This window comes from Haloprofundus marisrubri (assembly GCF_001469955.1).
GTDB classification, from domain to species: Archaea; Halobacteriota; Halobacteria; order Halobacteriales; family Haloferacaceae; genus Haloprofundus; species Haloprofundus marisrubri.
In genome coordinates, this window is the sequence record NZ_LOPU01000038.1 from 15,188 (window position 1) to 39,548 (window position 24,361).

Consider the following 24,361-nt stretch of genomic DNA (forward strand, 5'->3'; position numbering starts at 1 on the left):
CAGGTCAGGGTTGCAACTGTACGGACTGGGAGACGGACGCCCGGTCGAGGTTACACTACGTCATTCATGACACAAAGAGACAAACACGGCGAAACGAAGGAGACCCGCCGCCACGCGGCTGGAGAGTCACCTGTCGAACTCGGGTCGGACGTAGACGTCCACGAGACCGCAGTTCTGGGCCACTCACACGGTAACGCGTCGGAACCAACGGTGTTGGGTGATGGCGCAACGGTGCGTGCGGGCACTATCATCTACCAAGATGTCGTCGCCGGTGACGGGCTCAACACAGGTCACAACGCACTGATTCGAGAGCTCACGACGCTCGGCGACAACGTACTCGTCGGGACGAACACCGTCATCGACGGGCAGACCGAGATTGGCTCGAACGTGAGTCTCCAGACGAACGTGTACATCCCGACCGGGACCACCATCGGAGACCGCGTCTTCGTCGGCCCCGCGGCCACACTGACGAACGACCCCTACCCGATTCGCAAGGAGGTCGACCTCGTCGGACCGACACTCGAAGACGACGTCTCCATCGGCGCAAACGCGACCATCCTCCCCGGCGTCACCGTCGGCGAGGGCGCGTTCGTCGCTGCGGGCGCGATAGTCACCGAAGACGTCCCACCGCGAACGCTCGCAGTGGGCGCTCCCGCGAAACACCGGGCCCTGCCGGAGAACCTTCAGGGACGCAACTTACTCGAATGATACCAATCGCCAGCCCCGAACTTGGCCCTGAGGAACAGCAACGCGTCGCAGACGTGATTGAGAGCGGATATCTCGCGGACGGCCCCGAGGTACGCGCCTTCGAGGAGGAGTTCGCCACCTACTGCGACGCCGACCACGGCGTCGCCACCTCCAACGGAACCACGGCGCTCCACGCCGCCTTCGAGGCGCTCGACATCGGTCCGGGTGACCGCGTCGCAACCACGCCGTTTTCGTTCATCGCGAGCGCGAACGCGATTCGACTCACCGGCGCCGAGCCGGTGTTTCTCGACATCGACCCGAAGACGTACAACCTCGACCCTGACGAACTGGAAGCGGCACTGCGCGACGGCGAACAGATAGACGCCGTACTCGCGGTCCACCTCTACGGACTGCCGGCGGAGATGCCGCGCTTCGTCGAACTCGCAGAGGAGTACGACTTCGCACTCGTCGAAGACGCCGCACAGGCACACGGCGCGAAAATCGACGGCCAGCCGGTCGGTTCGTTCGGAGACGCAGCCTGCTTCTCCTTCTACCCGACGAAGAACATGACGACGGGTGAAGGCGGCATGGTCGTCACGAACCACCGCGACGTCGCCGAGGGCGTCGCCGAGTACATCAACCACGGCCGCTCGAACGCCTACGGCGGGAGCTCCTCTTACGAGCACGTCTCCGTCGGCCACAACTTCCGGCTGACCAGTCTCGGCGCGGCTATCGGCCGCGCGCAACTGGAGAAACTGCCCCGCTTCGTCGAGGCACGCCAGCGTCACGCCGGCAAACTGAACGAACTGCTCGAAGATTCGTCGGTGACGACGCCGTACACGCCGGACGGCTACGAGCACTCCTTCCACCAGTACACGGTCCGTACGGACGACCGAGACGGACTGCAGGAGACGCTCGACGAACACGGTGTCGGGTCGGGAATCTACTACCCAGTTCCGATTCACCAACAGAAACCGTACGCTGACCTCGGTCATACCGCCCCGAACGCGGAAGTGGCGGCGACGGAAGCACTGTCGCTGCCGGTCCACCCCGCACTGTCGGCCGACGACCTGGAGGTCATCGCCGATGCGGTTCTCGCCCACGGCGAGGAGGTGATGGCGTGAAACCCAAGGTCGGTGTCATCGGCGTCGGTCACATGGGACAGAACCACGTTCGCGTCTACAGCGAGATGCCCGGCGTCGAACTCGCCGGCGTCTTCGACGCGGACGACGAACAGGCCGCGCGCATCGCCGAAGAGTACGGCACGACGGCGTACTCGATGGACGACCTGCTCGCAACGGTCGACATGGTCTCTATCGCGGTGCCGACGCGCTTCCACGCGTCCATCGCCCGCGACTGCATCGACGCAGGCGTCGACCTGCTCGTCGAGAAACCGTTCGTCGACGACCTCGAAGTCGGTCGCGAACTGGTTCGCCGCGCGAACGAGGCAGGTGTGACGCTCCAAGTCGGCCACATCGAGCGCTTCAACCCCGCCATCACGGCACTCAACGACATCGCCGCCGACCTCGACATCATCGCGGTCGAAGCCCACCGTCTCGGCCCGCCGATTAACCGTGACCTCGGCGACAGCGTCGTGATGGACCTGATGATTCACGACGTGGACATCATCCTCTCGCTGGTCGACGCGGAAGTCGAGTCGGTCTCGGCGCTCGGAACGCGGAACTCGCAGTACGCCGACGCGCAGATTCAGTTCGACGACGGAACCGTCGTCTCGCTGACGGCGAGTCGACTCACCCAGCGCAAGGTGCGGACCCTCAGCGTCACCGCCGACGAGTGCCGCGTGGACGTCGACTACATCAGCCAGTCGGTGGACATCCACCGCAACTCGCTGCCCGAGTACATCAAGCAGAACGGCGAACTGCGCTACCGCCACGAAAGCATCGTCGAACAGCCGATGGTCGAAAAGAACGAACCGCTGCGCGACGAACTCACGGCGTTCGTGAAGGCGGCGACGGAGAAGACGACGCCGCGAGTCACGGGCGAAGACGCCCTTCGCGCCATCGAAGTGACCCGCCAAATCGACGAACTGGCCTCGAAGGCCGAACGTCACGAGGTAATTCAATGAGCAGCATCCCGCGCGGAATCGGCCTGTACGGGTCGGAGTATTCGACGCAAGCACAGCGCATCGGCCTCACCAGCGGCGCGGTCCCCATCGCCATCTACGGTCTCGGCAAGATGGGACTTCCGCTGGCGAGCGTCTACGCCGAGATGAGCGGCAACGTCACCGGTGTCGACATCGACGAGGACGTCGTCCGGATGATAAACCGCGGCGAGTGCCACATCGACGGCGAACCGGGACTTCCCGAACTCGTCTCCGAACAGGTCGAACGCGGCCGATTCGAGGCCAGTTCCGACTCCCGTAAGGTCGCCAAGGACTCGTCGGTCCACGTCGTCATCGTGCCGACGCTCATCAACGAAGAACACGAAGCGGACCTCGGAGCGCTCGAATCGGTCTGCGCCGACGTCGGCAGCGGCCTCGACCCCGGCGACCTCGTCATCATCGAGTGTACCGTGCCCCCGCGCACGTGCGAGGAAGTCGTCATGCCGATTCTCGAACGCGAGAGCGGCCTCTCACGCGGTGAGTTCGGCCTCGCGTTCTGCCCGGAGCGTACATCCAGCGGGAAGGCGCTGTACAAACTCCGTGAAGCGCACCCGAAAATCGTCGGCGGTATCGACGACGAGAGTACGCGCATCGCGGAGATGATTTACGGCGAGATTACGAACAACGACGTCATCCCGGTCTCGGACGCGACCACCGCAGAAGCTGTCAAGGTGTTCGAGGGTCTTTACCGCGACGTGAACATCGGGCTGGCGAACGAACTCGGTCGCGTCACCGACAGCCTCGGCATCGACACGACCGAGGCGATAGAGGCGGCGAACACGCAGTCGTACTGCAACATCCACACGCCCGGAATCGGCGTCGGCGGCCACTGCATCCCGTACTACCCGTACTTCTTCATGCAGCAGGTTCCCGAGCAGACGCCGCTCATCCAGACCGCCCGCGACGTCAACGACTCGATGCCCGGCTTCGCCGTCGAGAAACTGCTGGACGGACTCTCGCGTCGTCACACCGACATCGACGGTGCGAAGGTGCTCGTCCTCGGAGTCACCTACCGTGCAGGCGTCGCCGAGACGCGAGCGACACCCGCAGCGCCGCTCATCGAGGAACTACAAGGCCTCGGTGCGGACGTGTACGCGACGGACCCGCTCGTCGACGTCACCGAGTTCGGTGCAGCGTCGGTCGACCTCGAAAACGTGACCGACGACGACTACGACGCCGCCGTTCTCGTCACTGCACACGAGCAGTTCCAGAATATCGACTGGAACGAGTTCGCGGACATGATCGTCGTCGACGGTCGACAGGCACTCGACCTCTCCGATACGGACCACTACGTCTACACCATCGGCGTCGGCCCCGGAGAGATGCGTGAGAAGGGACGAGTCGGACAGTAAGCCACAACCAGACAACAGCTACGACATGATACCCGGATACGATTTCGCACTTGGACTCACCCACGACGTAGACCGACCGCATCAGAGCCCGATACACGCGGTGTACTACGCGCTCAGAGAGCGAAATCCAAGCCGTCTCCGGGGACTTAAGCCGGGGTCGAACCCCTACTGGCTGTTCGACGACATCATGGAAATCGAAGACGACCTCGGCGTCCGGTCGTCGTTTTACTTCCTCCAAGAGCAGTCGATGCTGCAGCGGCCGCTCGAGGAGTGGCGCGATTCGAGACACTGGGTCGAACACATCGGCCGATACGACATCGAAGCGCCCGACATCCACGACCTCATCCGGCGTCTCAACGACGGCGGGTGGGAAATCGGCCTCCACGGGTCGTACAGTTCGTACGACAAACCCGAACTGCTCTCCGAGCAGAAAGCGACGCTCGAACGCATCCTCGGCGACTCGGTCGTCGGCGGGAGACAACACTGTCTCAACATGACCGCCCCCGACACGTGGCGGCACCACACCGACCTCGGTCTCCAGTACGACTCGTCGCTCGGGTCGAGTTCGACGTACGGCTTCGAGCACGGGTACGACCCGATTCGGCCGTTCGACGACGAGTTCGTCGTCTTCCCGCTCACCATCATGGAACGAACGCTTCCCAACGTCTCCGAGAGCATCGACGAGGCGTGGGCCGAGTGTGAACGGTTGTTAGAGGAAGCCGCCGAGAACGAGGCGGTGATGACGGTGTTGTGGCATCCTACTTACTACGACGAGGAGGAACGCCCCGGCTACCGTCGGCTCTATCGACGACTCATCGAACGTGCACAGGAGATGGGCGGCTACGTCGGTCCGCTCGCCGAGATATACCAATCGCTCGAACATCCGGTCGCGGTCGACGCTGAGCGGTAATCTCCCTTTTTGGGCGGCAGAGTAGTCAGTGACAATCACGGGACTGCGCCGGGGTATGCTGCGGATAACAAAGCCCCGAACGGCTCTTTTGGTTGTCAACAATGAGAGTTGAACGGCTCGACTTGACAGCGTGGGCTAACGCGCTGCCGTCTTCTGGTTTCGAGGTCTTCCACACCCCTGAGGCGTTGAAGGTCCTCCGCGAACACGCGCCCGGTGAACTTCGGCTCTACGGTGGGTTCAAAGGAGAGCAGGCGATTGCGCTGCTCCCACTCGTCGTCCGCCGTCGTTCCGTCGGGACCGCCGTGTTCTCACCGCCCCCTGCGATGGGTGTCCCCCGACTCGGTCCGATTATGATGTCGCCGAGTCCCAAGCGACGCAAACGCGAGCGTGTCAATCGCGAGTTCACGAAGGAGGTGCTCGACGACCTGCAGTTGGATACGTCTCTCAGTTTCTTCCGGATGGTCTGCGGCACCGACTACCCCGACCCGCGGCCGTACTCGTGGAACGAGATGCGCGTCAATCCCTACTTCACGTACGTACTCGACACGGAGAACACGAGTACGGACAACTTGCTGAGTTCCTTCAGCAAGAGCCTCCGACGGGAGATTCGAGACGCCGAGGAGACCGACGTAACCATCGAAGCCGTCCCCGCTTCCGAGGGGGCGAAACTGGTGTACGAGGACGCGAAGTCCCGGTACGAAGAACAAGGAGAGAACTACCAACTGTCGTGGCCGTACGTCCGCGACCTGACGAACGCGCTCTCGGATGCCGGACGATGTCAGGTGTACGTCGCCCGTGCCCCTGACGGTGAGTATCTCAGCGGTATCACCACGCTGTACTCCAACGATATGGCGTACTTCTGGCAGGGCGGGACGATAAGCGAGTACGACGGGACGACCGTCAACAGCCTGATTCACTGGCGTATCATTCAGGATATCGCCGATGGCAACGCCCCAATCGACTCGGTCACTGCCTACGACCTGATGGGCGCGAACACCGAACGCCTCTGCCGGTACAAAGCGAAGTTCGGTGCCGAACTCGTTCCGTACTACACAGTCGAGTCCTCGGGTGCAAGCATGGATATGGCGAAGAAAGCATACAGTCTCATCAACGGATAATGGTCTCCAACGGGTACGGTCTACGGCCGAATAGCGCGATACAGCACCGCGATTCGAACACGGAGCAGCCGTAATGGTCGACAAGGGTGGCGAACTCAAGACGCTGCTGTCGAGCGCCAGCCTCGTCATCGTCGGCGGTCTCATCGGGTCGGTTGGAAAACTGTTCGAGCGAATCATCGTCGGACGCGCGCTCACACCGGAAGCGTACGGCGAGATGAACATCGGCTTCGCCGTGATGACGTTTGCGACGACGCTGTCGCTCGTCGGGTTCACGCAGGCGATTCCGCGATATCTCTCCCGGTACGACGACGACGCCGACCGACGCGGTCTCTGGGTCGGCGGGATGATGCTCACCGGCGCACTCGCGCTGCTCGCGACGCTCGGTGTTACGCTCTTCGCCGAGCAGTTGGCCGAGTGGTTCTTCGATAGCGGTGAGCAGGCCGTGACGCTGCTGCGACTGTTCGGTCTCACCATCCCCTTCGTCGTCGGGATGCAGGTCGCCGTCGGTGCGATACGCGGCTACGAGAACACTATCTACAAGACGTACGTCCAGGACCTGACGTACCCGCTGGTCCGTATCGGCCTCATCGCCGTGTTCCTGTTCGGACTCGGCGGCGGTCTACTCACTGTCGGGTACGCGTACCTCGCCTCCGCCGTGTTGGCGTTCGTCGTCGCACACGTGCTTCTCAATCGGATAATTCCGCTCCGAGGCGCGTTCAAGACGCACAACCGAAAGATGCTGACGTTCTCGGCGCCGCTCATCGTCTCGACGGTGATGTCCATCCTCATCATCCAGATGGACAACATCATGCTCGGCTTCTTCACGACGTCGTACCAGACGGGCCAGTACGGTGCGGCGTACACGCTTGCGTCGGGTATGCTCGTGGCACTCTCCGGATTCGGGTTCATCATGCTCCCGATGGCGTCGCGTCTCGACGCCGACGGCAACCACGAGGAGATAGACACCATATACTCGACGACGACGAAGTGGATTTACATCCTCACGTTCCCGGCGTTTTTGACGTTCGTCATCTTCCCGGATGACGTACTCCAAATCGTCTTCAACAGCGACTACACGCCAGCGGCGGCGGTGCTACCGATTCTCGCACTCGGTTTCTTCACCAGTGCGATGGTCGGCCGTAACCGCGAGACGCTGTCGGCACTCGGCGAGACGAGGTTTATCCTCGTCTCGAACTCCGTCGCGTTCGTCGTGAACTTCGGCCTCAACGTCACGCTGATTCCGATTTACGGGTTCGTCGGTGCCGGTATCGCCTCGGCAGTGTCGCTCGCCGTGCTGAATCTCATTGTCGTGCTGGTGCTGAAAGCGAAATTCGACATCACACCGACTTCGCCGGCGAACATCAAGACGTTCGTCTTCGTTCCCTTACTGCTGCTGCCGCTGGGGTTCGCATTCGAGCGCTACACCACGTTCTCGCCGTCGTTGGTGACACTATTCCCCTTCCTCGTGGTCGTCGGACTACTCGGAATCGCCGTCGTCGTCGCTGTCGGTGCGCTACAGGAAGAAGACCTGTTCGTCATCGAGTTCGTCGAGGACCGCCTCGGACGACAGATTCCGTTCGTTCGCCGGTACTTCGCGTCGTAACCCGACGCGTCGTCCGGTTGTCGTTCAGTTGCTGTTCGATTGTCGCCCGGCGTCCACGTTGCATATCCGTAGAGACTCGGCAACGTGACTGTGCGGAGTTCGTGACAGAAATATAAAACACCCGGCAGTGGTACTGCTCCTGTTCCGTTGTGTACCGAATTTGCGACAGTCTCAGCGGATGTTACGAGGTCACACGATTATCATGGAGTGGACACATCAGGAGTCATCGGAAACGGAAGGCAACGGAAAAACAGTCGTACTCGGGTTCGACGCACTCGACTTTCGGTATTTAGACGCGTTCGCCGACGACACCCCGAACCTCTCGGCGCTCCGAGAGCGGGGCGTCGAGTCGTCACTCGAATCGACGTTCCCGCCGTGGACTGGCAGTGCGTGGCCGTCGATGTACACCGGAACCGACCCCAGTCATCACGGCGTCTACGGGTTTTTCGACTACGAGGGCTACCCCGACGAAGGGACGGTCATCTCCCGAAACGACGTGCATAGACCGGCGTTGTGGAACTATCTCGACTCGGAAGGTGTCCCGTCTCTCGTTTTAAACGTCCCTGTCACACATCCGGCAGACCCCATTCGCGGCGCGCTCATCCCCGGTTATCTCGCAACAGAAGACACCGCAGGATTTCCGTCCGACGTTCGCAAAACGGTGTCAGCGGCGCTCGGTGAGGAGTACACCATCTACTCGCGTGGTGAGACCGCTTCGGACAAAGAAGAGAAACTCTCGGGCTATCTCGAACTCATCGACCTCCGGAAACGCGCCGCGCTCTCGCTCATGGAGACGTACGACTGGGAAGTCGCCGTCATCCAAGTACAGAAAACTGATGCTGTGTTCCACAACTTCGACGAAAAAGCGGCGCAGCGGAAGGTGTACGCTGCCGCAGACGAACTCGCCGGTGCAGTCCTCGACGTCGTCGACGACTCCACGAACGTCGTCGTCTGCTCGGACCACGGTATCGGTGAGACGACCGGCTACCGAATCTATCTCAACGAGATACTCCGCCAACACGGCTACGTCGAGACGACGACCGAAGGCAGACAGGAGTCGCTCAGCACCATCAAAACCGACCTGACTGGTGAAACATCACCGGCTGAGGGCACCGAGACGACGAGTGGAGAGTCGGTCCGGACTCGACTGTTCGGGTCTGCAGGGACGATGCTTCGCAAAGCCGGTGTCTCACCGACCAAGGTGTATCGGACGGCGAAACGGTTCGGCGTCGAATCGGCGCTCATGTCTGTCACGCCCGATGCAGTCCGGGATGCAGCGGGCGAGCACGTCGACTGGCGGGCTTCGAAAGCGTACCTTCCGAGCGGTACCCGTCTCGGGGTCCGAATCAACCTCGAAGGGAGGGAGTCTGAGGGCATCGTGCCGCAGTCGGAGTACGAAGAAGTTCGAACGGAACTCATCGAACTGCTCTCGTCGCTAGAGACGCCGGACGGAGACCCCGTGTTTGAGTTCGTAAAACGGCGTGAGAAACTGTATCAGGGCGAGTACGCCGAGAAAGCGCCGGACATCCTGTTCATGCCACACGAGATGAACCACCAGTTGTCGGTGAAGGTGTACGACCCGCCGTTTCTCTCCATCGACACCTACGACCACAAGCAACACGGCGTCTTCCTCGGTGCTGGTCCCGCCTTCGAAGGCGTCGCACCGGAGTCGATGTCGCTGACCGACATCGCACCGATTTGTATGGCACTCGCAGGATTCGACGTTCCCGAGCGGATGACAGGCGAGGTTCCAGAAGGAATTCTCTCGTTCTCGCCGTCGGTTCGAGCGTACAGAGACGTCCCGTACGGAACCGAACAGGCCACCACCGACGGTGAGGAGGAAGTGACCGAACGTCTCGAGGACCTCGGATATCTCTGATGGGTTCGTCCGGTGACGAACTGAAATCGCTGTTGTCGAGTGCGAGTCTCGTCATCGTCGGGGGACTCGTCGGGTCGACGGGGAAACTGGCCGAACGAGTGATAATCGGACGCGAACTCTCCCCCGCAGACTACGGCGAGGTGAGTATCGGACTCGCCGTGCTGACGTTCGTGACGACGCTGTCGCTCGTCGGCTTCACGCAGGGCGTCCCGCGCTACCTTTCGCGCTACGAGAGCGACGAGGAGCGCCGTGGAGTGTGGGTGAGCGGTATCGTTCTCGCCGGAGCCATCGCGGTCGTCGTCGGTGCAGGAGTGTTCGCCTCCGCGGGGTTCCTGACGGAGAATCTCTTAGATAACGCGGATTCCGTCCGATTGATTCAGCTGTTCGGCCTTGCAGTCCCGTTCGTCGTCGGGATGCAAATCGGGGTCGGCGCGATTCGCGGCCACGAGAACACCGTCTACAAGACGTACGTGCAGGATTTGCTCTACCCAATCGGGCGAATCGTCCTCATCTTCGGGTTGCTCTCGCTGGGGTACGGCGTCGTGATGGTCGGCTACGCGTATCTCGTGGCCGCGATTGCGGCGTTCGTGCTCTCACACGTCCTGCTGAGTCGGCTGATGAGGCTTCGAGGACAGTTTCGAACGCACACCCGCGAGATGCTGCGATTTTCCGCACCGTTGGTCATCTCCACGGTGATGTCGACGATGCTCACGCAGACGGACACCCTCATGCTGGGATACTTTCGGGCATCGGAGGAGGCCGGAATGTACAGTGCGGCGTACACGCTCGGTACTGGGATGTTGGTCGTGCTGTCGGCGTTCGGATTCCTCTACCTCCCGCTGGCGTCGCGTCTCGACTCCGACGGTCAACGCGACGACGTTGGTGTCATCTACCAGACGACGACGAAGTGGGTGTACATCATAACGTTCCCCGCGTTCTTGACGTTCGTTGTCTTTCCGCGCGACATCCTCCGAATCGTGTTCGGGTCGGCGTACGAATCCGCAGCATTAGCGCTCATCATCGTCTCTATCGGCTTCTTCTTGAGTGCTGCCGTGGGTCGAGACCGTGAGACACTGTCGGCACTCGGCGAGACAAACTACATTCTCGTCGGCAACGTCGCCGGGTTCGTGTTCAACTTCCTCGTGAACCTCGTGTTGATTCCCCAGTACGGGATGGAGGGTGCGGCGTTTACTTCCGCGGTTTCGATGGCTATCGTTCACGTTGTCGTCTGCGGAATTCTCAAACTCCGGTTCGACATCACGCCGTTTTCGAACGAGTCCGTCAGGACGTTCGTGTTGCTTCCAGTTGTGTTGATTCCACCGGCGTTAGTACTCTCGAACTGGGTTTCGCTGTCAGCGCTGACGCTGCTCCCGTTTCTGGTCGTCACGGGACTGCTCGGAATCGGCGTCGTCACCGTCGGTGGCGCACTGCAGGCGGAGGACCTCGTCGTCGTCGAGTTCGTCGAAGACCGAACCGGTGTCCGTATCCCACTGGTCCGGCGGTACTTTCCGGCGTGATTTCCCCGACAGTTCCTCGGAGTCCGAATGAGAATCTTCGAAGGTAGTCGCTACGAGGCCAAACACAGTGACAGAACGGAAGCAGAAAGGGAGAAAATCGAAAGCGAGACAACGACACTGGCGACGGTTCGATCGACGGAAGTCGGGACGAGGAACTCAGTCGAACTCGTGGGGGTCGTGGACGATGACCTGCAGGTCGTCGTTCTCGTTGAGGTCGAACACCATCGCGAACAGCATGAACAGCCATCCAACGAAGAACAGCAGCACCGAGGGGACGCTGTCTTCGTGTTTGAACAGCTTCTTCGCTGCCGACCCAGCGCCGAGCGCTGCCGCGGCCGCTCCGAAGTAGTAGAAGAACGGTAGCGGGTGGAAGTCCTTCACGAGATACTTCGCACGGAGTCGCCACAGGAAGTCACGAAGCAGCAGTGCCGACGCCTTCGGGATGAACTCCTTGTACTTGATGTGGCTGACTTCGTCTTTGTACACCGCGCGGCGGGAGACGTCCGCGACGACCATCCCGTGGACGTTGAGGCGGACGAGCAGGTCGTTTGCGAAGCCGTAGTCCTCGTACAGTTCGTCGAGGTCGACCTCGTCGAGTGCGGCGTAGGAGATGGCCGTCGACCCGTTCTGTGGGTCCATCAGCTTCCAGTAGCCGCTTGCAATCTTCGTCAGAAGCGAGAGGACGAAGTTGCCCACCTGCCGGAACATCGGCATGTCCTGACGTGCACGACCACGCAGGCGATTGCCTTTCGAGTAGTCGGCGTCGTCGAGGGCGACGGGTCGGATGATGCGCTCGACGATGTCGGGTTCGGTCTGCCCGTCGCCGCTGATGACCGTCGTCACGTCGACGTGGTCGGTCAGCGCGTGCTGGTAGCCGGTTTTGATGGCCCCGCCGACGCCACGGTTCACTTCGTGTTGAATCGGGACGACGCGGCGGTCGTAGCCGTCACCGCCGTCGGCCCGTGGGGCGGGGGCTTCCCAGCCTTCGTTGACTCTCTCTGCGGCGCGGCAGATGGCGTTCCACGTGTCGTCGCTAGAGCCGTCGTCGATGACGTACGCTCTGTCTACGAACTCGGGGAGCGTCTCGATGACCTCGCCGATGAACTTCTCTTCGTTGTACGCCGGTATCACGGCGCCGATGGTTTTTCCTTCGTACATCTTACAGCGGGGTGGCGTCGGGTTGGTCGACGGTCTGTCTCTCACTGTAGCGGGTCAGCGATGCGTTTCGGCTGACCGCTCGTGGGTCGGTCACGACGTCGACGATGAGTTCGGTGAGGTTCACGCGTGCGTCCATGAACTCCCGGCGGCGTTCCTGCCAGAGGGCGGGGACGCTCTCGTCGGCGAGCAGTTCGTCCGCTCGCTCGACGACGGTGTCGAAGTCGGTGATGTTGTCGATGAGGCCACAGCGTTCGAGTTCGGCGAACTCGCCGAACTCCTGGTCGACGAACGCGCTGGAGCGAATCGCCGGCGTGCCGAGCAGCGATGCTTCGGTGACCATCGTCCCGGTGTCGGCGATGAGTAGCGACGCCTCCGCGAGCGCGTCGTGCATCCGTGCGGGGTGGATGTCGTACGGTCGCGCCGGGAGGTCGTCGAAGTCCATGTTGTCGCCCTCGTCGGAGACGAGCACCGTCGCCTGTTCGGAGAGGTGTTCGATGAGGTTACGGCGGTCCTCCAGCGAGAAGCCCTTCTTGCCCGCGTCGTGCATCGCGTCGAACGAGTTGAAGCGCAGCATGACGAAGCGCTCGTCGGGACCGACACCGAGTTCTTCGCGGACGCTCGGGTCCGAGTCGAACACGTCGGGGTGGAGATACGCGCACTCCTTCAGTCCGGGGAACGTGTAGTGGTTCGGTCCGAGGTCGAGGCCGTACACGTCGGGCGTGAGCACGACATCGGCAAACTTGCTGGCGAGTTTCGGCAGCAGAGTCCCGGGTGCAGAGTCTCGGAGGAGAATCGTCTCGGCGCGGAGGAGCGTCCCCGCGTAGGCGGCGTACGCACCGAGGCCGACGACAACGTCGGGGTCGAATCGTTTCGCGGATACTGGAATCTTGAGCAGTTGCGTCGCCAGTTCCTGTGCCATCCCCACGTTCGAGTATGCGGCCGTTCCGTGGTGGCCGTATATGTCGAACGGGAGGTCGTAGTATTCGAGGAGGTCTACTGTACACGTGTAATCACGCGCCAGGATATGGACGGAGTGCCCACGTTCCTCCAGTCGCCGGACCACGTTCTTGTAGACGTGAACGTGAGCCGGAGTGTTCGTGAATATTAGATACCTCATCCCGCTCGTAGAATAACCTCATCCGGCCTTTGTTATGGCCCGTCTACCGCTTCTCACACGTGTAACCCCGTTCCGTCTGCCGGTTTCGGAACTGAGCGTACCTTCGTCACAACGAGTCAATCAGGGTGTGGATAACAAAGCCCGACGATAGAGTACACCCGGATAGTAGCACCTCGTCGTATGCACGTTCTCAACCTGACTACCAACGCCGATGCAAGATTCTACCGACTACAGGTCCGGGCACTCGAAGAGTCGTACGGGGTAACCTCTACGACTCTCTCCGTTCCGGGCAAACATCGTGCCGGCTCCCCACGAACGGCAGCCGACTACCTGCGGTTCTTCCCGCAGGTCGTCCGCGAGTCACTCGGGGAGTACGACCTGATTCACGCCAACTACGGGCTCACAGCGCCGATGGCGCTCTCACAGCCTAAACTTCCGGTCGTCCTCTCGCTGTGGGGGTCGGACCTCGAAGGCTCCTATCGGCCCGTGAGCAGAGCGTCCGCGCGCTTCTGTGACGCCGTCATCGTGATGTCCGAGGAGATGGAGCAGTCGCTCGGACAGGACTGTACGGTCATTCCCCACGGCGTCGACCTCGAACGGTTCCAGCCGACTTCGGTGTCCGAAGCCCGAGCGGAACTCGGCTGGGACGACGACAGTTATCACGTGCTGTTCCCGTACTCGCCCGAGCGGACGGTCAAAGACTACCCCCGAGCCGAACGCGTCGTCGAGGCCGTCCGCGAACAGGTGTCGAAACCCGTCGAACTGCACACTATCAGCGGCCTCCCGCACCCCCGTGTCGCGGTGTACATGAACGCCTCCGACTCGCTGCTTCTCACCTCGAAACGCGAAGGCTCGCCGAACGTGGTGAAGGAGTCACTGGCGTGTAACCTCCCCGTCGTCGCAACGCGCGTCGGCGACGTTCCGGAGCGACTCGCGGAGGTCGACCCCTCCTACGTCTGTGATTCGGACGACGAACTCATCGAGAACCTCGTTCGAGTGCTCCAACAGGGTGGGCGGTCGAACGGTCGCAAAGAGGCCGAACGCGTCGGCATCGCGCAGATGGCGGACCACATCTACGAAGTGTACGAGGATGTGCTCGCCAAGAACGGACGGAAAGTCGCACAGACGGCCTGAACGACGGCGAGGTCTTTCACTGCGGTTAGCCAAGAAGAGACGAATCGCTGCGAGGAGCGCTATTTTACGGAAAGCTATCGACGTATCGGGCGGGCGGGCGACCCGACGACGGTCGTTCCCGCGTCGACGTCGTCGAGGACAGTCGAACCGATACCCAACTCTGCGTCGTCACCGATGGAGAGATGACCGGCGACGGCGACGTGAGGGTGGACGACCACACGGTCGCCGATTTCGGTACTTCCCGAGACACCGACGCCGTACGCCATCGAGACGTTTTCGCCGACGACGACCTGATGAGCGATATGCACCTGTGCGCTGAGAACTGAGCCGTCGCCGATGACCGTCTCGGAGAACGCCGCCCGGTCGACACTGCTGTTCGCGCCGATTTCGACGTTGTCGCCGACGACGACCGCACCGAGATGCGGTTGCCGGAGCGGTCGGTCACTCTCGTCGCGAGTGAACCCGAATCCGGGTTCGCCGAGCGTCGTGCCGGCGTGGATTTTGCATTCGTCGCCGAGAGTCACAGCGTCACCGACGTACGCTTGTGCGCCGATATAACAGCGCTCGCCGAGTTCCGCGCCGTCTTCGACGACGGCGCTTGGATGGATGGTGGTCTCTGCTATCGGGTCGGCGAAGAACTCGCGGACGACTTTGACGAAGCCGAGTTTCGGGTCAGAGTGCCGGATGACCGGTCGTTCGAGTTCCGGCGTCGACTCCGGACAGACGAGTAACCCCGCGTTCGAGCGAGCGAGCTTCTCGGGACTGTCGTAGCGGGAGAACGCAAAATCGTCCGCGGTGGCGTCGTACAGCGACTCGACGCCGGTGACGAGTACGTCGTCGCCGTCGAGCGTCGCGCCGAGAAACGATGCGATGTCGGAGGCGCGGAGTTCGGTAGTCACGACCGAAACGTCGGTCAGAAGGGGTATTGTAATGGCCCGATTGTCCGCCGTCGTCGGGTGCTTCCAGTGGGGCGGAATCGAACTGGCTCGCGTTCGGGTTTTCAAGGTTTCGGGGGGGTCGAGCTACTCCATGTAGCCGAGGCCTTTCAGGCGGTCCTCGACGCCCGAGAAGTCCTCTTCTTCGGCGTCACCGCGGCCGACCTCGCTGTAGGGTGCGTATTCGACAGAGCGGGACGCGGCTTCCGACTCACTCTCGAACGCTTCGAGCAGGACGCGGCCGTCGGTTCCCTCCGGCACTGGTTCACCGAGCGCGTGCAGCAGCGTCGGAGCCACGTCGACGACCGTCGCGCCGTCGACGGTCGCACCGGGGGCGATGTTCTCGCCCCACGCGAAGAAGATGCCTTCGGGACGGTGCGACGCTTCGAGATGCGAACTGTCGATACAGACCTCTTTAGAGAGCGACGCGCGGACCTCGTAGCCGGGTTGGCCTTCGAGGACGATGTCCGCGGACTGCTCGTCGTCGTCGTATATCTCGTCACCGTCGAACACCTCGAACGGGTGGTCGCCCGTCTTCGGGTCGGTGTAGTTCTCGAAGAGGTCCATCAGGCGCGCTTTGACTTCGGGGACGCGTTCGCGAGGGACGATACCCTCGTCGAAGCGGTCTACGGCGTTGATGAACACGTGACCGGAGCCGTGGACGAATGCCTCCGTCTTCGAGAAGTCGGCGTCGTACAGCGCGTGGTCGCCCGGCACTTGGTCGGCGACGGAGTCGACGAATCGGTCGGGCAAGTGTCGCGCGACAGTGTCGATGTCGAGGTTGACCGCGCCGAGCGTCTCCTCGATGCGCTGTTTCGTCAGGCCGAAGCGCTGGAGTGCACCGCGTTTCTTGTCCTGTTTTCGGACGAGGAAACCTTCCTGTTCGAGCAGCGTGTTCGCACAGGCGTACTGGTCGATGGGGCCGAACCCGTGGTCGGAGACCACGTAGAGGTTCGCCTCGCGCTCCTCGACGTACCGGAGCACGTCGCCGAGAATCGTGTCGAGCAGGCGGTAGTGGGTCAAGAGCGTCTCCTCGTCCCAGATGAGGTGTTGGAGGCGGTCCGGCGCGGTGAAAACGAAGAAGAACAGTCGCCAGTCGTCTTCTTTCATCAGCTTCGAGAGCAGTTTGCGGCGCTGCGTGGCGAGGTTCTCGATAGCGTCGGGGAACTCGTCTTTGCGGTTGTGGTAGTCGGCGTACCGCATCCCGATGATGTAGTCGGGAATCTCGTCTTGAATCTCCTCGGAGAGCGACTGCGGACTCGTGAATCGGTCGTTGAAGCCGGGTGTGAGCATCCCGGTGACCATCTTCCCGTCGATGTTCGTCGCGGGGTAGGTCATGGGGACGTTGGCGACGACAGAGGGCGACAGCATCTCCCAGAGCGCTGGACGCGAGAGGTCCGAACTGGTGTACATCTCGCGGCGGTAGTCCTCGGTGAGGCGCTGGAAGTCGTAGAGGCCGTGTTTGTCCGGCCAGACGCCGGTCGCAATGGAAGGCCACGCCAGCGGCGTCGATGCCGGACGGGTGCTCTCGAGCGACCCGGATGCGCCTTCGTCTGTGAGACGCTTGAAGTTCGGAAGATGCCCGTCGTCTATCCACGACTGAAGCATCCCCCACGGGACGCCGTCCAGTCCGAGCACGAACGCTCGCGTCGATGAATCAGAATGCATTGCTACTACACGGACACATACCGGATACGCGCTTTGTTATGCATCGCGTATCTCTACGCGTCGAGTCGGTAGTTCAGCGTTGCGCGTCGCTGAAAAATTAAGATGGACCGAAACGGTCGTTACGCGAAGCCGTCGCGAGTGACGTACAGCGTGTACTCGGAGTTCGACTGGACGAGGTTCAACTGCCGTTGCGTCGGCAGCGACTCGTAATCGGCTCTAGTGTACGCTTTCTCGTTGTAGAGCAGTACTTCGCGTTGAGAGTCCATGTCGGTCGTGACGAAGTATCGGGGCCCCTCGAACTGACCGGAGACGTTGCTCAAGTCGCTGTCGGTCGTTCTGTTTGCAGGGTCGATTTGCGCGTCGGCGACTGGAACGCCCACGGGTTCAGTGACGTTCTCGAAGCCGTACACGGCGTCGGAGAACCGCTCGGGTCCGACACCCGCCGAGGAGAAGAACACCTCCTCGTTTCGGTGCTCGAACGTCGTCTCGAAGCCGGAGTACTGCTGTTCGGAGACGTGCTGGGTCGTCTTGACGATGTACGGCGACGGGAAGATGACCACCATCGACATGGCGAGCATCACGACCATCGCCACGGCCGCAACCGAGCGAGCGCTGTCGAACGTGAGTCGGCTCTGCAGTCCGCCGACGAGTTTGCTCAGCGCCACCGCGCCGACGATGGTGGCGACGACGAAGATGAAACCGAGTTGGCGGTAGCCGAGCGTCGGCGAACCGACGAAGTAGACGGCGAAAAGACCAACCAGCGGAACCAGTGCCGCGCCGAGATACAGCACGAGCGACTGACTCCGCACGTCGTCGTCGAGACGGCCCGTCGACGTGAGCAGGAAGAACAGCCCCGTCAGTGCGGCGTAAACCGTCGAGACGAGGAAGATTTTGACGAACAGTTCGGGAAGGCTCGCGCCGACGCTCACCGCACCGTCACTAACAGTTTGAGCTCGCTCGCCGCCGACGAGGTTCCCCAGAAGAATGTCGCTGTACACGCCCTCGAACGCCCCTTGGAACCGTTCGCGCGGAACCATCCACGCGAACAGGAACAGCCCCAAGAGGCCGGTCTGCGCGTACACCGGCCGGTGGCTGGCGACGATAGAGTCCATCGCCCGCCTGCGTGCGAGGAACTGGATGAGTCCGACCGTCCCACAGAGGATGAACAGGTTCAGCGCCTGCATCGGGTGGTAGAGCACGAGTCCAGCGCCGACGAGGAAGAACAACGCACCGAAGGCGAACGGGCCGCCGGAGACGTCGTCGGAAGAGCTCTGGACGTAGCGGACGAGCAGGTACACCGCGAGCGTAGCGATGAAGATAGCCTGCGTACTCGGGTGCGGCATCAGGTGCACGGCGATGTGGTTGATGGGCAGGAGCAGCCACGCCGAGAGCGCGCCGAACACGAGGGCTCGACTGCTCCCGGTCATCGCGCGTGCGGTGAGCGGTACGAAGATAAGGAATGCGACGAGCGTGACGACGACGACGAGCATCATCGAGCGCCGAAGTCCCATCGCAGTGACGATGTCTATGGCGTCGGTGAGGCTGTGGATGCTCGGGTAGAACATCTGCTGGGGAAGAATCGACGCACGCTGAATCGAGCGTGCCCATCCCAAGTGGCTCAGCGAGTCGCCCACTCCAACGAAGAAGTAGCCGCGAATAAGCGGCATCGAGACGATGGTCGTAACGGCGCTCCCCCCGAGGACGAGCGCCCAGAGGCGCGTCCGACTGGGAGGCAGAAACAGCGCGTACACTGCTGCGACGAGCACTGCAGCGCCGATGGCCCCCCAGACCACGACCGGCGTTCCGGCGTATATCGATAGCTCGTACCCCGTCGCCGGGACGCTTCGCGCGTAGAGAATAGCTCCCGCGAGCGCGAAGAACCCGACGGCGAGAAGCCCGGTCGCGACGAGGTCCTCACCGTCGGACCCATCGTCGGCCTGTCTGAAACTCATAAACTGTTACTGAAGTGGCGAGGAACGGCCATTGTTAATCGCTTCCTTCGGAGAGGAACTCCGACGCCAAGAAGCCCCGTACAGCCTCAAATCGGCGCTCTTGCTGCTGTTCGAGTCTCTTCTCGAACGCTGCGTCTTCGTCGCCCCACAGACCCGGGTGGGTGAGCAGCTGCATCCGTTCCGGGATGCCATCCTCGAAGGGATGGCCGCTACGCCACCGCTGGCCGGAGTCTCCGAGGTATGTAACGGCGCTGAAAAATCGCGGTTCGTAGCTGTTCACGAACCCATTGAACGACCGGTCGAGGGTCCATTCGGGGGGAATGTGGAACGCAATCGTCTCAGTGAGGTCGTCGACGACCGAGTCGAGCGCTCGCCGCTCGCCGTTGATACGGCGGAGGAGGTCGGACTCGAGCGGTTCCTCCCGCCAGTACTCGTGTGTGCTGAAGTGGAGTCCGACGTCGTGGCCGAGCGCCTCGATTTCCGCGATAGTCTCGCGGATATCACGTGCGTGGACGTTGTAGAATGGAGTCGTCACGAGGAAGAAGTACGTCGATTGTACGTCGCGGTCGGCTTCCATTCGGGCCATACGAAGGGCTTTTTCGGGTGACCAGTCGACGTCGTGTCGAAGGATAACCTGCCCACGCGACGGCATCCGCTCGTAATCGGTAAACGAATAGCCGTCCTCGATGAGCGAGTCCAAGAGACGCCCGTACTCGTCGAAGGTAAACTCCATCGGGCTACTCGTTGTGCGGAAGTTGGCTTTGGAATGAGGGGACTAATTTCTCGTAGGCATCAGACAGCCAACTGGACGATAGGTAGGTGAGATATAACAATGCCCAAATCGTGGTATACAACCACGTGTGCCGGATAAGAAGTCTCGCTTGCGAATGAACAGACGACGGTATCTGGCGGGACTCGCTGCAGGCATGACGGCCGGAATTGCCGGATGCGGCGACTCGTCGGAAGAGCCATCGGCTCGGTCGAACGAATCCACGGGAGAGACCGGCAGCAACTCGGTCTCGAACTCGGGGATTCCGTACGCAGACCGCTACGGAACGGTCGTCAACGTCGCAGCCTCGGGAGCCGATACGAGCGGTTCGGAGGCGGTGAACGAGTTACTGAACAGATTGGTCGGCGACGACACGCTACTGTACTTTCCGGAAGGTGAGTACCGTATCGACGCGATTTGGGCGCTTCAAGGCCTCCGCAACGTCGGTGTCGTCGGCGACGGCGCGGTGTTTCACCCGCCCGACAAACACGGTGGGGCATGGATTTCCTTCGACGGTGTCGATGGGCTGCTCTTCGAGGGTGTGACCATCGACTGCCGCAACAAAAAGACCGCCCCGCAGGTACAGGTTCTCTGTGAGGGCGGCGGAAGCAACGTCATCAGAGACATCGTTCTGGCGGGAGTCCACACGTACCCACAGAAGACACAGGCGTTCGTCTACCGCGTCGCTGGAGCGGAGACGGACCTTCTCGTCGAGAACGTGGATATGTCGAACGGGTCGACCCGGACCGAAGCGGTCTTCGTGTTTCCGACGAGCGATCCCGGGTCGCTGACGTTCAAAGACTGCCGGATTATCGGCTGGGGCGAACAGGGACTGTACGCATCGGCCCACGGTGGGCCTATCCAAGTACTCGGCGGCGAGTACGCGAACAACGGGCTCTCACAAGTTCGCGTTGGCGGTGGGAACGCTGATACACCCGCGCTGGTGAAAGACGTGACAGTCCGCATCGACAAACCACGACCAGATATGAAGAACATGCGCGGCATCTGGCTCAAAGAAGGTGATGGGACCGTTATCGAGGACTGTACCATCAAGATAACCAGTCTCGAAGGAACGCTGAGCTCCGGCGGTATCGTCGTCGACAAGGAACACGGGAAAACAACCGTTAGAAACACCGATATCCTCGTCAACGCGCCCACGTACGGTATCAAAGCGCGCTATCCGAAACAGGGGAACTTCTACGCCCCGAGTCTCCGGTCGAGACCGGAAACGTGGGGTCTCAACGTCGAGAACGTCCGTATCCACGGGAACGGAACGGGATGGAGCGCAATCCAGGTAGAAGGTCGAAGCGAGTCGATGTTGAACCGCGTCGACATCAAACAGTCCGGGACGGACCGCGACGGCATCGACGTTATCGACTCGCCCGGAACGGTACTGGAGAACCTCTCGGTCGTCGTCGGCCGATACCCGCTTCTCGTGAATTTGAACGACGAAGACGACGGTTGTGGCGTACTCATCGGAGAGGGTTCCAAACTCGAAAGCAGAAACCACCAGACGAGCGACGATGCCGACCGGTATCTCGTCAACGAGACGCTCCCGTTCTGTATCGACAGGCAGTTTTTCGGAGAGGGAACCAACAACGGACGGTTTGCGATAACCGGTGTCAACAACAGCGGCGTCGTCGGAACCCTAGTTGAGCAAGTCTGAAATTCTTTGTTTTGCGTGTGTTCAGTTGTCTGAACAGACGCCCACTGTAAGCGAGCAATAACAGACCAGCGTGGCCGGTAACCAGCCGTTAACGCCCGGTTTATCCGATGTTTGAGGCCTTCAGACAGCCAAAAATGGCGTTTTGTTGCCATCATTCAGATTTCCGTACATTCATGAAATTCTGAAGTTTCGTTCAGGAATTAGTGAATGTATTCGCTCAGAATCGGGGGGACTAGGAAAGATTTATAGGTGCAGTCTTATCTTAACCGAGTGCATGGCACGCGAACTGGCAGTCAATGAGACAGAGCAAGAGTCGACTACTGATGGCGATAACGACGGATTACTCCTCGGTCGCCGGTCTTACCTCCAGATGGCCGGTGCAGCCGCGGCGGCTGCAGCGACGGGCGCCGGTGCCAGCGGCGTCGCGTCCGCAGCAGTCTCCGAGAGCAACTATAGCAACGTCGTCAACATCGCCGAAGCAGGTGCAGACACCTCGGGCAACCAGACGATAAACAGCGTCCTCGAAGACCACCTTCAGGACAACACGCTCGTCAAGTTCCCGCAAGGTACGTACAAACTCGCGCCGCTCAGCGAGAGCGGCCTCAACAACTTTGCGATGGTCGCGCCGAACGGTGCAACCATCACGCCCGACCACTCGGGCGAAGAAACCCTCATCTACCTCTCGAACGCCCAAGGCGTTCACATCGAGGGCTTCGACGTCGAACAGCCCGGTAGCACGTCCTCCCGTGTCGTCTTCAAGGCGACGTCCGGCACGAACGTGCTCAAAAGCTGGCGACTTCTCGACCGGCAGGACGCAGACAGCGAAGTCGGCGGCGCGTTCCTCCAGTGCGCTGGCTCCGACACCGTTCTCACCCTCGAGGACATCGACTTCTCGAAAGGTGGCCTCGGCATGGGTGTCTGGGTCCGACCGACCATCGTCGGCGACTATCCCGACGTCGGTGAAGTGCCGGAACTCGACCCCGCTGGCACGCTCAACTTTATCAACTGTAACATCTCCGGCTGGGACCACGAAGGTCTCTACGCCAGCGCTCACTCCGGCCCCGTCAACGTCATCGGCGGTCGCTACGGCAACAACAACATCCAGCAGATTCGTACCGGCGGCCCGAAAGCGGTCGTCAAAGGTGCGGAAGTCGTCTGCGACGACAGAGACCAGACGCCGCGTGACCGCAACGCGCGTGGTATCTGGATGAAGGAAGGCAACGAGATGCTCATCGAGGACTGTGACATCATCATGAGCGACGTCGGTGCGTCCTCCGGTGCCATCGTCCACGGAACGGAAGGTGGCAAGATGACGATTCGGAACACGCGCATCCAGGTAGACGACGACGTGAAAGCCGTGAAGTCGCGGTCCCCGAAAGACTGGCCGTTCCGCGCTGTCTCGATGGACACCGCTCCCTCCTCGCGACGTCTCATCATGGAGAACGTCAGCGTCACGGGAACCGCTTCGGACGACGAGGCGATTCTCATCTACGGCCGCGACGGCTCCGAACTGCGTAACCTCTGTGTCGAACAGAACGGTAGCAGTCAGAACGGTATCAAGATCAACGGTTCGAGCAACGTTTCGCTTCTCGATTCGACCATCAACGTCACCGGGCAGGCGACCGTGTTCAACAGCTCCGACGTGAGCACGGCCAACGTCTCCGGCAGTGACAGCTGTCCCGCCCCGCAGTTCGACGACCAGCCCGTCGAGTACGACGGTGGAAACAGCGGTGGGAACAGCGGTGGCTACAACAACGAGTCGGACCTCTCGAACTACCTCGAAGCGAGCGGTGAGGGTTCCTACGCCTTCGCTGCCGCTGGCGAAATCGCCAACGGCGGTCAGGCGAACCTCCAAAGTGAGGACTCCATCGAGTCACAGACTGCAAGCGGTTCGGTCGTCAACGGCGGCACGGACTCCTACGGCTTCGAAGGTCAGCTGAACGCACTCGACGCCGACGACGGTGTCACCGTCCGAGTCAACGGTGAAGCGGTCAACGTGACCGACTTCCCGTCGGTTTCGCGCCCGAACGTCGTCACCGTCAGCGGCGACGACGGCCTCGCAAGCTACGAGTTCACCGTCGACGGCGAACTCGACGTCGGCCCGGCCAGCGCCGGCACGTTTAACGAGGAAGACAACATCCACGGCGCGACGGCCGAAGGCGCAGTCGCCGGCGGCGCGGACGCGTACTCCTTCTCGGGTAGCATCACGCAGTTCCGCTTCACGGAAGGGACCGCGACGGTACTCGTCAACGGTCAGGAAGTCGACCCCTCGGAGTTCGGTTCGGACGATGGTTCCACCGACGACGGCAGCACCGACGACGGTTCCGCCGACGACGGCAGCACTGACGACGGTTCCACCGACGACGGCAGCGCCGACGACGGACGTGGCGAGACAGGCGGCGAGGAAGATGTCGAACGAGACCCCGACCACCCGCACCTCCTCGTTATCAACGGTCCGGACAACGGCGTCACCAACTACGCGGTGGCAGTCACCGGCGACATCAAGCACACCGAAATCGTCGGTACTACCGACAGCGAAGACGAGGTCAACGGAAACAAAGCCAGCGGCGCTGTCGCTGGTGGCATCGACGCCTACCTCTTCTCGGGTAGCATCACGCAGTTCAACCTGAGTGGTAGCGCGAGCGTCGACCTCAAGAAGGACTACCAGCAAGAGTAGGCCACACGAACGCCTGCAACACAGGCACGACTCTCGTCGGTGCCCGCCCGACACTCCGCTTCCACATCACACAGACGGACATCAGTTAGGTCCCGTC

At 61.5% G+C, this 24,361-nt stretch carries 18 protein-coding genes; 12 read left to right on the forward strand and 6 right to left on the reverse strand.

Going from position 1 to position 24,361, the window contains the following annotated elements:
- The first annotated feature begins 66 nt into the window (after nucleotides 1-66).
- The 9 genes from AUR64_RS18525 (at nucleotide 67) to AUR64_RS18565 (ending at nucleotide 11,188) form a co-directional block, all read left to right on the forward strand.
- Complete coding sequence (locus AUR64_RS18525; RefSeq protein ID WP_058583461.1) at nucleotides 67-708, forward strand: acyltransferase; 642 nt, start codon at nucleotides 67-69, stop codon at nucleotides 706-708.
- A complete protein-coding gene (locus AUR64_RS18530) occupies nucleotides 705-1,811 on the forward strand; it encodes a DegT/DnrJ/EryC1/StrS family aminotransferase (RefSeq protein WP_058583462.1) in 1,107 nt (368 codons plus the stop codon). The genes AUR64_RS18525 and AUR64_RS18530 overlap by 4 nt, the downstream gene beginning before the upstream one ends.
- Nucleotides 1,808-2,773 (forward strand): Gfo/Idh/MocA family protein, encoded by a 966-nt coding sequence (locus AUR64_RS18535; RefSeq protein ID WP_082230859.1) that lies wholly within the window; start codon nucleotides 1,808-1,810, stop codon nucleotides 2,771-2,773. Before AUR64_RS18530 ends, AUR64_RS18535 begins: the two co-directional genes overlap by 4 nt.
- Entirely contained in the window at nucleotides 2,770-4,161 is a 1,392-nt protein-coding gene (locus AUR64_RS18540) for a nucleotide sugar dehydrogenase (RefSeq protein WP_058583463.1), read from the forward strand. Before AUR64_RS18535 ends, AUR64_RS18540 begins: the two co-directional genes overlap by 4 nt.
- On the forward strand, nucleotides 4,136-5,071 hold the full coding sequence (locus AUR64_RS18545) for a polysaccharide deacetylase family protein (RefSeq protein ID WP_205628426.1): 936 nt from the start codon (nucleotides 4,136-4,138) through the stop codon (nucleotides 5,069-5,071). Before AUR64_RS18540 ends, AUR64_RS18545 begins: the two co-directional genes overlap by 26 nt.
- Before the next feature lie 101 nt (nucleotides 5,072-5,172).
- Nucleotides 5,173-6,189: a GNAT family N-acetyltransferase gene (locus tag AUR64_RS18550; protein ID WP_058583465.1), complete on the forward strand. Its 1,017-nt coding sequence runs from the start codon at nucleotides 5,173-5,175 to the stop codon at nucleotides 6,187-6,189.
- Between the two features lie 73 nt (nucleotides 6,190-6,262).
- The gene (locus AUR64_RS18555) at nucleotides 6,263-7,792 is read left to right on the forward strand and encodes a flippase (RefSeq protein WP_058583466.1); all 1,530 of its coding nucleotides are present in this window, start codon (nucleotides 6,263-6,265) and stop codon (nucleotides 7,790-7,792) included.
- Between the two features lie 202 nt (nucleotides 7,793-7,994).
- The gene (locus AUR64_RS18560; protein ID WP_058583485.1) at nucleotides 7,995-9,671 is read left to right on the forward strand and encodes an alkaline phosphatase family protein; all 1,677 of its coding nucleotides are present in this window, start codon (nucleotides 7,995-7,997) and stop codon (nucleotides 9,669-9,671) included.
- Nucleotides 9,671-11,188 (forward strand): flippase, encoded by a 1,518-nt coding sequence (locus tag AUR64_RS18565; protein ID WP_058583467.1) that lies wholly within the window; start codon nucleotides 9,671-9,673, stop codon nucleotides 11,186-11,188. The genes AUR64_RS18560 and AUR64_RS18565 overlap by 1 nt, the downstream gene beginning before the upstream one ends.
- A gap of 156 nt (nucleotides 11,189-11,344) precedes the next feature.
- Here the strand turns inward: AUR64_RS18565 and AUR64_RS18570 are convergent, their stop codons facing one another.
- Nucleotides 11,345-12,346: a glycosyltransferase family 2 protein gene (locus tag AUR64_RS18570; RefSeq protein WP_058583468.1), complete on the reverse strand. Its 1,002-nt coding sequence runs from the start codon at nucleotides 12,344-12,346 to the stop codon at nucleotides 11,345-11,347.
- Between the two features lies 1 nt (nucleotide 12,347).
- Nucleotides 12,348-13,463 carry a DUF354 domain-containing protein gene (locus AUR64_RS18575; protein WP_058583469.1) on the reverse strand — a complete coding sequence of 372 codons (1,116 nt, stop codon included), beginning with the start codon at nucleotides 13,461-13,463 and terminating at the stop codon, nucleotides 12,348-12,350.
- 180 nt (nucleotides 13,464-13,643) lie between these two features.
- Here AUR64_RS18575 and AUR64_RS18580 point away from each other — a divergent pair, with 180 nt between their 5' ends.
- The gene (locus tag AUR64_RS18580; protein WP_058583470.1) at nucleotides 13,644-14,597 is read left to right on the forward strand and encodes a glycosyltransferase; all 954 of its coding nucleotides are present in this window, start codon (nucleotides 13,644-13,646) and stop codon (nucleotides 14,595-14,597) included.
- 74 nt (nucleotides 14,598-14,671) lie between these two features.
- On the opposite strand, the gene AUR64_RS18585 is transcribed toward AUR64_RS18580, so the two are convergent.
- The 4 genes from AUR64_RS18585 to AUR64_RS18600 form a co-directional block, all read right to left on the reverse strand.
- Nucleotides 14,672-15,496 carry a DapH/DapD/GlmU-related protein gene (locus tag AUR64_RS18585; protein WP_058583471.1) on the reverse strand — a complete coding sequence of 275 codons (825 nt, stop codon included), beginning with the start codon at nucleotides 15,494-15,496 and terminating at the stop codon, nucleotides 14,672-14,674.
- Nucleotides 15,497-15,619: 123 nt separating this feature from the next.
- Nucleotides 15,620-17,200: an alkaline phosphatase family protein gene (locus AUR64_RS18590; RefSeq protein ID WP_058583472.1), complete on the reverse strand. Its 1,581-nt coding sequence runs from the start codon at nucleotides 17,198-17,200 to the stop codon at nucleotides 15,620-15,622.
- A gap of 119 nt (nucleotides 17,201-17,319) precedes the next feature.
- On the reverse strand, nucleotides 17,320-19,152 hold the full coding sequence (locus AUR64_RS18595) for a hypothetical protein (protein WP_058583473.1): 1,833 nt from the start codon (nucleotides 19,150-19,152) through the stop codon (nucleotides 17,320-17,322).
- A gap of 34 nt (nucleotides 19,153-19,186) precedes the next feature.
- On the reverse strand, nucleotides 19,187-19,885 hold the full coding sequence (locus AUR64_RS18600) for a hypothetical protein (protein ID WP_058583474.1): 699 nt from the start codon (nucleotides 19,883-19,885) through the stop codon (nucleotides 19,187-19,189).
- A gap of 154 nt (nucleotides 19,886-20,039) precedes the next feature.
- On the opposite strand from AUR64_RS18600, the gene AUR64_RS18605 reads away from it, so the two are divergent.
- Nucleotides 20,040-21,587, forward strand: coding sequence for a hypothetical protein (locus tag AUR64_RS18605; RefSeq protein WP_155120664.1), 1,548 nt, complete (start codon nucleotides 20,040-20,042; stop codon nucleotides 21,585-21,587).
- 274 nt (nucleotides 21,588-21,861) lie between these two features.
- Nucleotides 21,862-24,264: a hypothetical protein gene (locus AUR64_RS18610; protein WP_155120665.1), complete on the forward strand. Its 2,403-nt coding sequence runs from the start codon at nucleotides 21,862-21,864 to the stop codon at nucleotides 24,262-24,264.
- The last annotated feature ends 97 nt before the right edge of the window (nucleotides 24,265-24,361 follow it).

Excerpts from the sequence above, each read along its gene's own strand:
- AUR64_RS18540 (WP_058583463.1), top strand. The coding sequence starts at position 2,770 with ATGAGCAGCATCCCGCGCGGAATCGGCCTGTACGGGTCGGAGTATTCG.
- AUR64_RS18570 (WP_058583468.1), bottom strand. The coding sequence starts at position 12,346 with ATGTACGAAGGAAAAACCATCGGCGCCGTGATACCGGCGTACAACGAA.
- AUR64_RS18605 (WP_155120664.1), top strand. The coding sequence starts at position 20,040 with ATGAACAGACGACGGTATCTGGCGGGACTCGCTGCAGGCATGACGGCC.
- AUR64_RS18600 (WP_058583474.1), bottom strand. The coding sequence starts at position 19,885 with ATGGAGTTTACCTTCGACGAGTACGGGCGTCTCTTGGACTCGCTCATC.
- AUR64_RS18595 (WP_058583473.1), bottom strand. The coding sequence starts at position 19,152 with ATGAGTTTCAGACAGGCCGACGATGGGTCCGACGGTGAGGACCTCGTC.
- AUR64_RS18550 (WP_058583465.1), top strand. The coding sequence starts at position 5,173 with ATGAGAGTTGAACGGCTCGACTTGACAGCGTGGGCTAACGCGCTGCCG.
- AUR64_RS18575 (WP_058583469.1), bottom strand. The coding sequence starts at position 13,463 with ATGAGGTATCTAATATTCACGAACACTCCGGCTCACGTTCACGTCTAC.
- AUR64_RS18565 (WP_058583467.1), top strand. The coding sequence starts at position 9,671 with ATGGGTTCGTCCGGTGACGAACTGAAATCGCTGTTGTCGAGTGCGAGT.
- AUR64_RS18525 (WP_058583461.1), top strand. The coding sequence starts at position 67 with ATGACACAAAGAGACAAACACGGCGAAACGAAGGAGACCCGCCGCCAC.
- AUR64_RS18560 (WP_058583485.1), top strand. The coding sequence starts at position 7,995 with ATGGAGTGGACACATCAGGAGTCATCGGAAACGGAAGGCAACGGAAAA.
- AUR64_RS18580 (WP_058583470.1), top strand. The coding sequence starts at position 13,644 with ATGCACGTTCTCAACCTGACTACCAACGCCGATGCAAGATTCTACCGA.
- AUR64_RS18590 (WP_058583472.1), bottom strand. The coding sequence starts at position 17,200 with ATGCATTCTGATTCATCGACGCGAGCGTTCGTGCTCGGACTGGACGGC.
- AUR64_RS18610 (WP_155120665.1), top strand. The coding sequence starts at position 21,862 with ATGGCACGCGAACTGGCAGTCAATGAGACAGAGCAAGAGTCGACTACT.
- AUR64_RS18530 (WP_058583462.1), top strand. The coding sequence starts at position 705 with ATGATACCAATCGCCAGCCCCGAACTTGGCCCTGAGGAACAGCAACGC.
- AUR64_RS18555 (WP_058583466.1), top strand. The coding sequence starts at position 6,263 with ATGGTCGACAAGGGTGGCGAACTCAAGACGCTGCTGTCGAGCGCCAGC.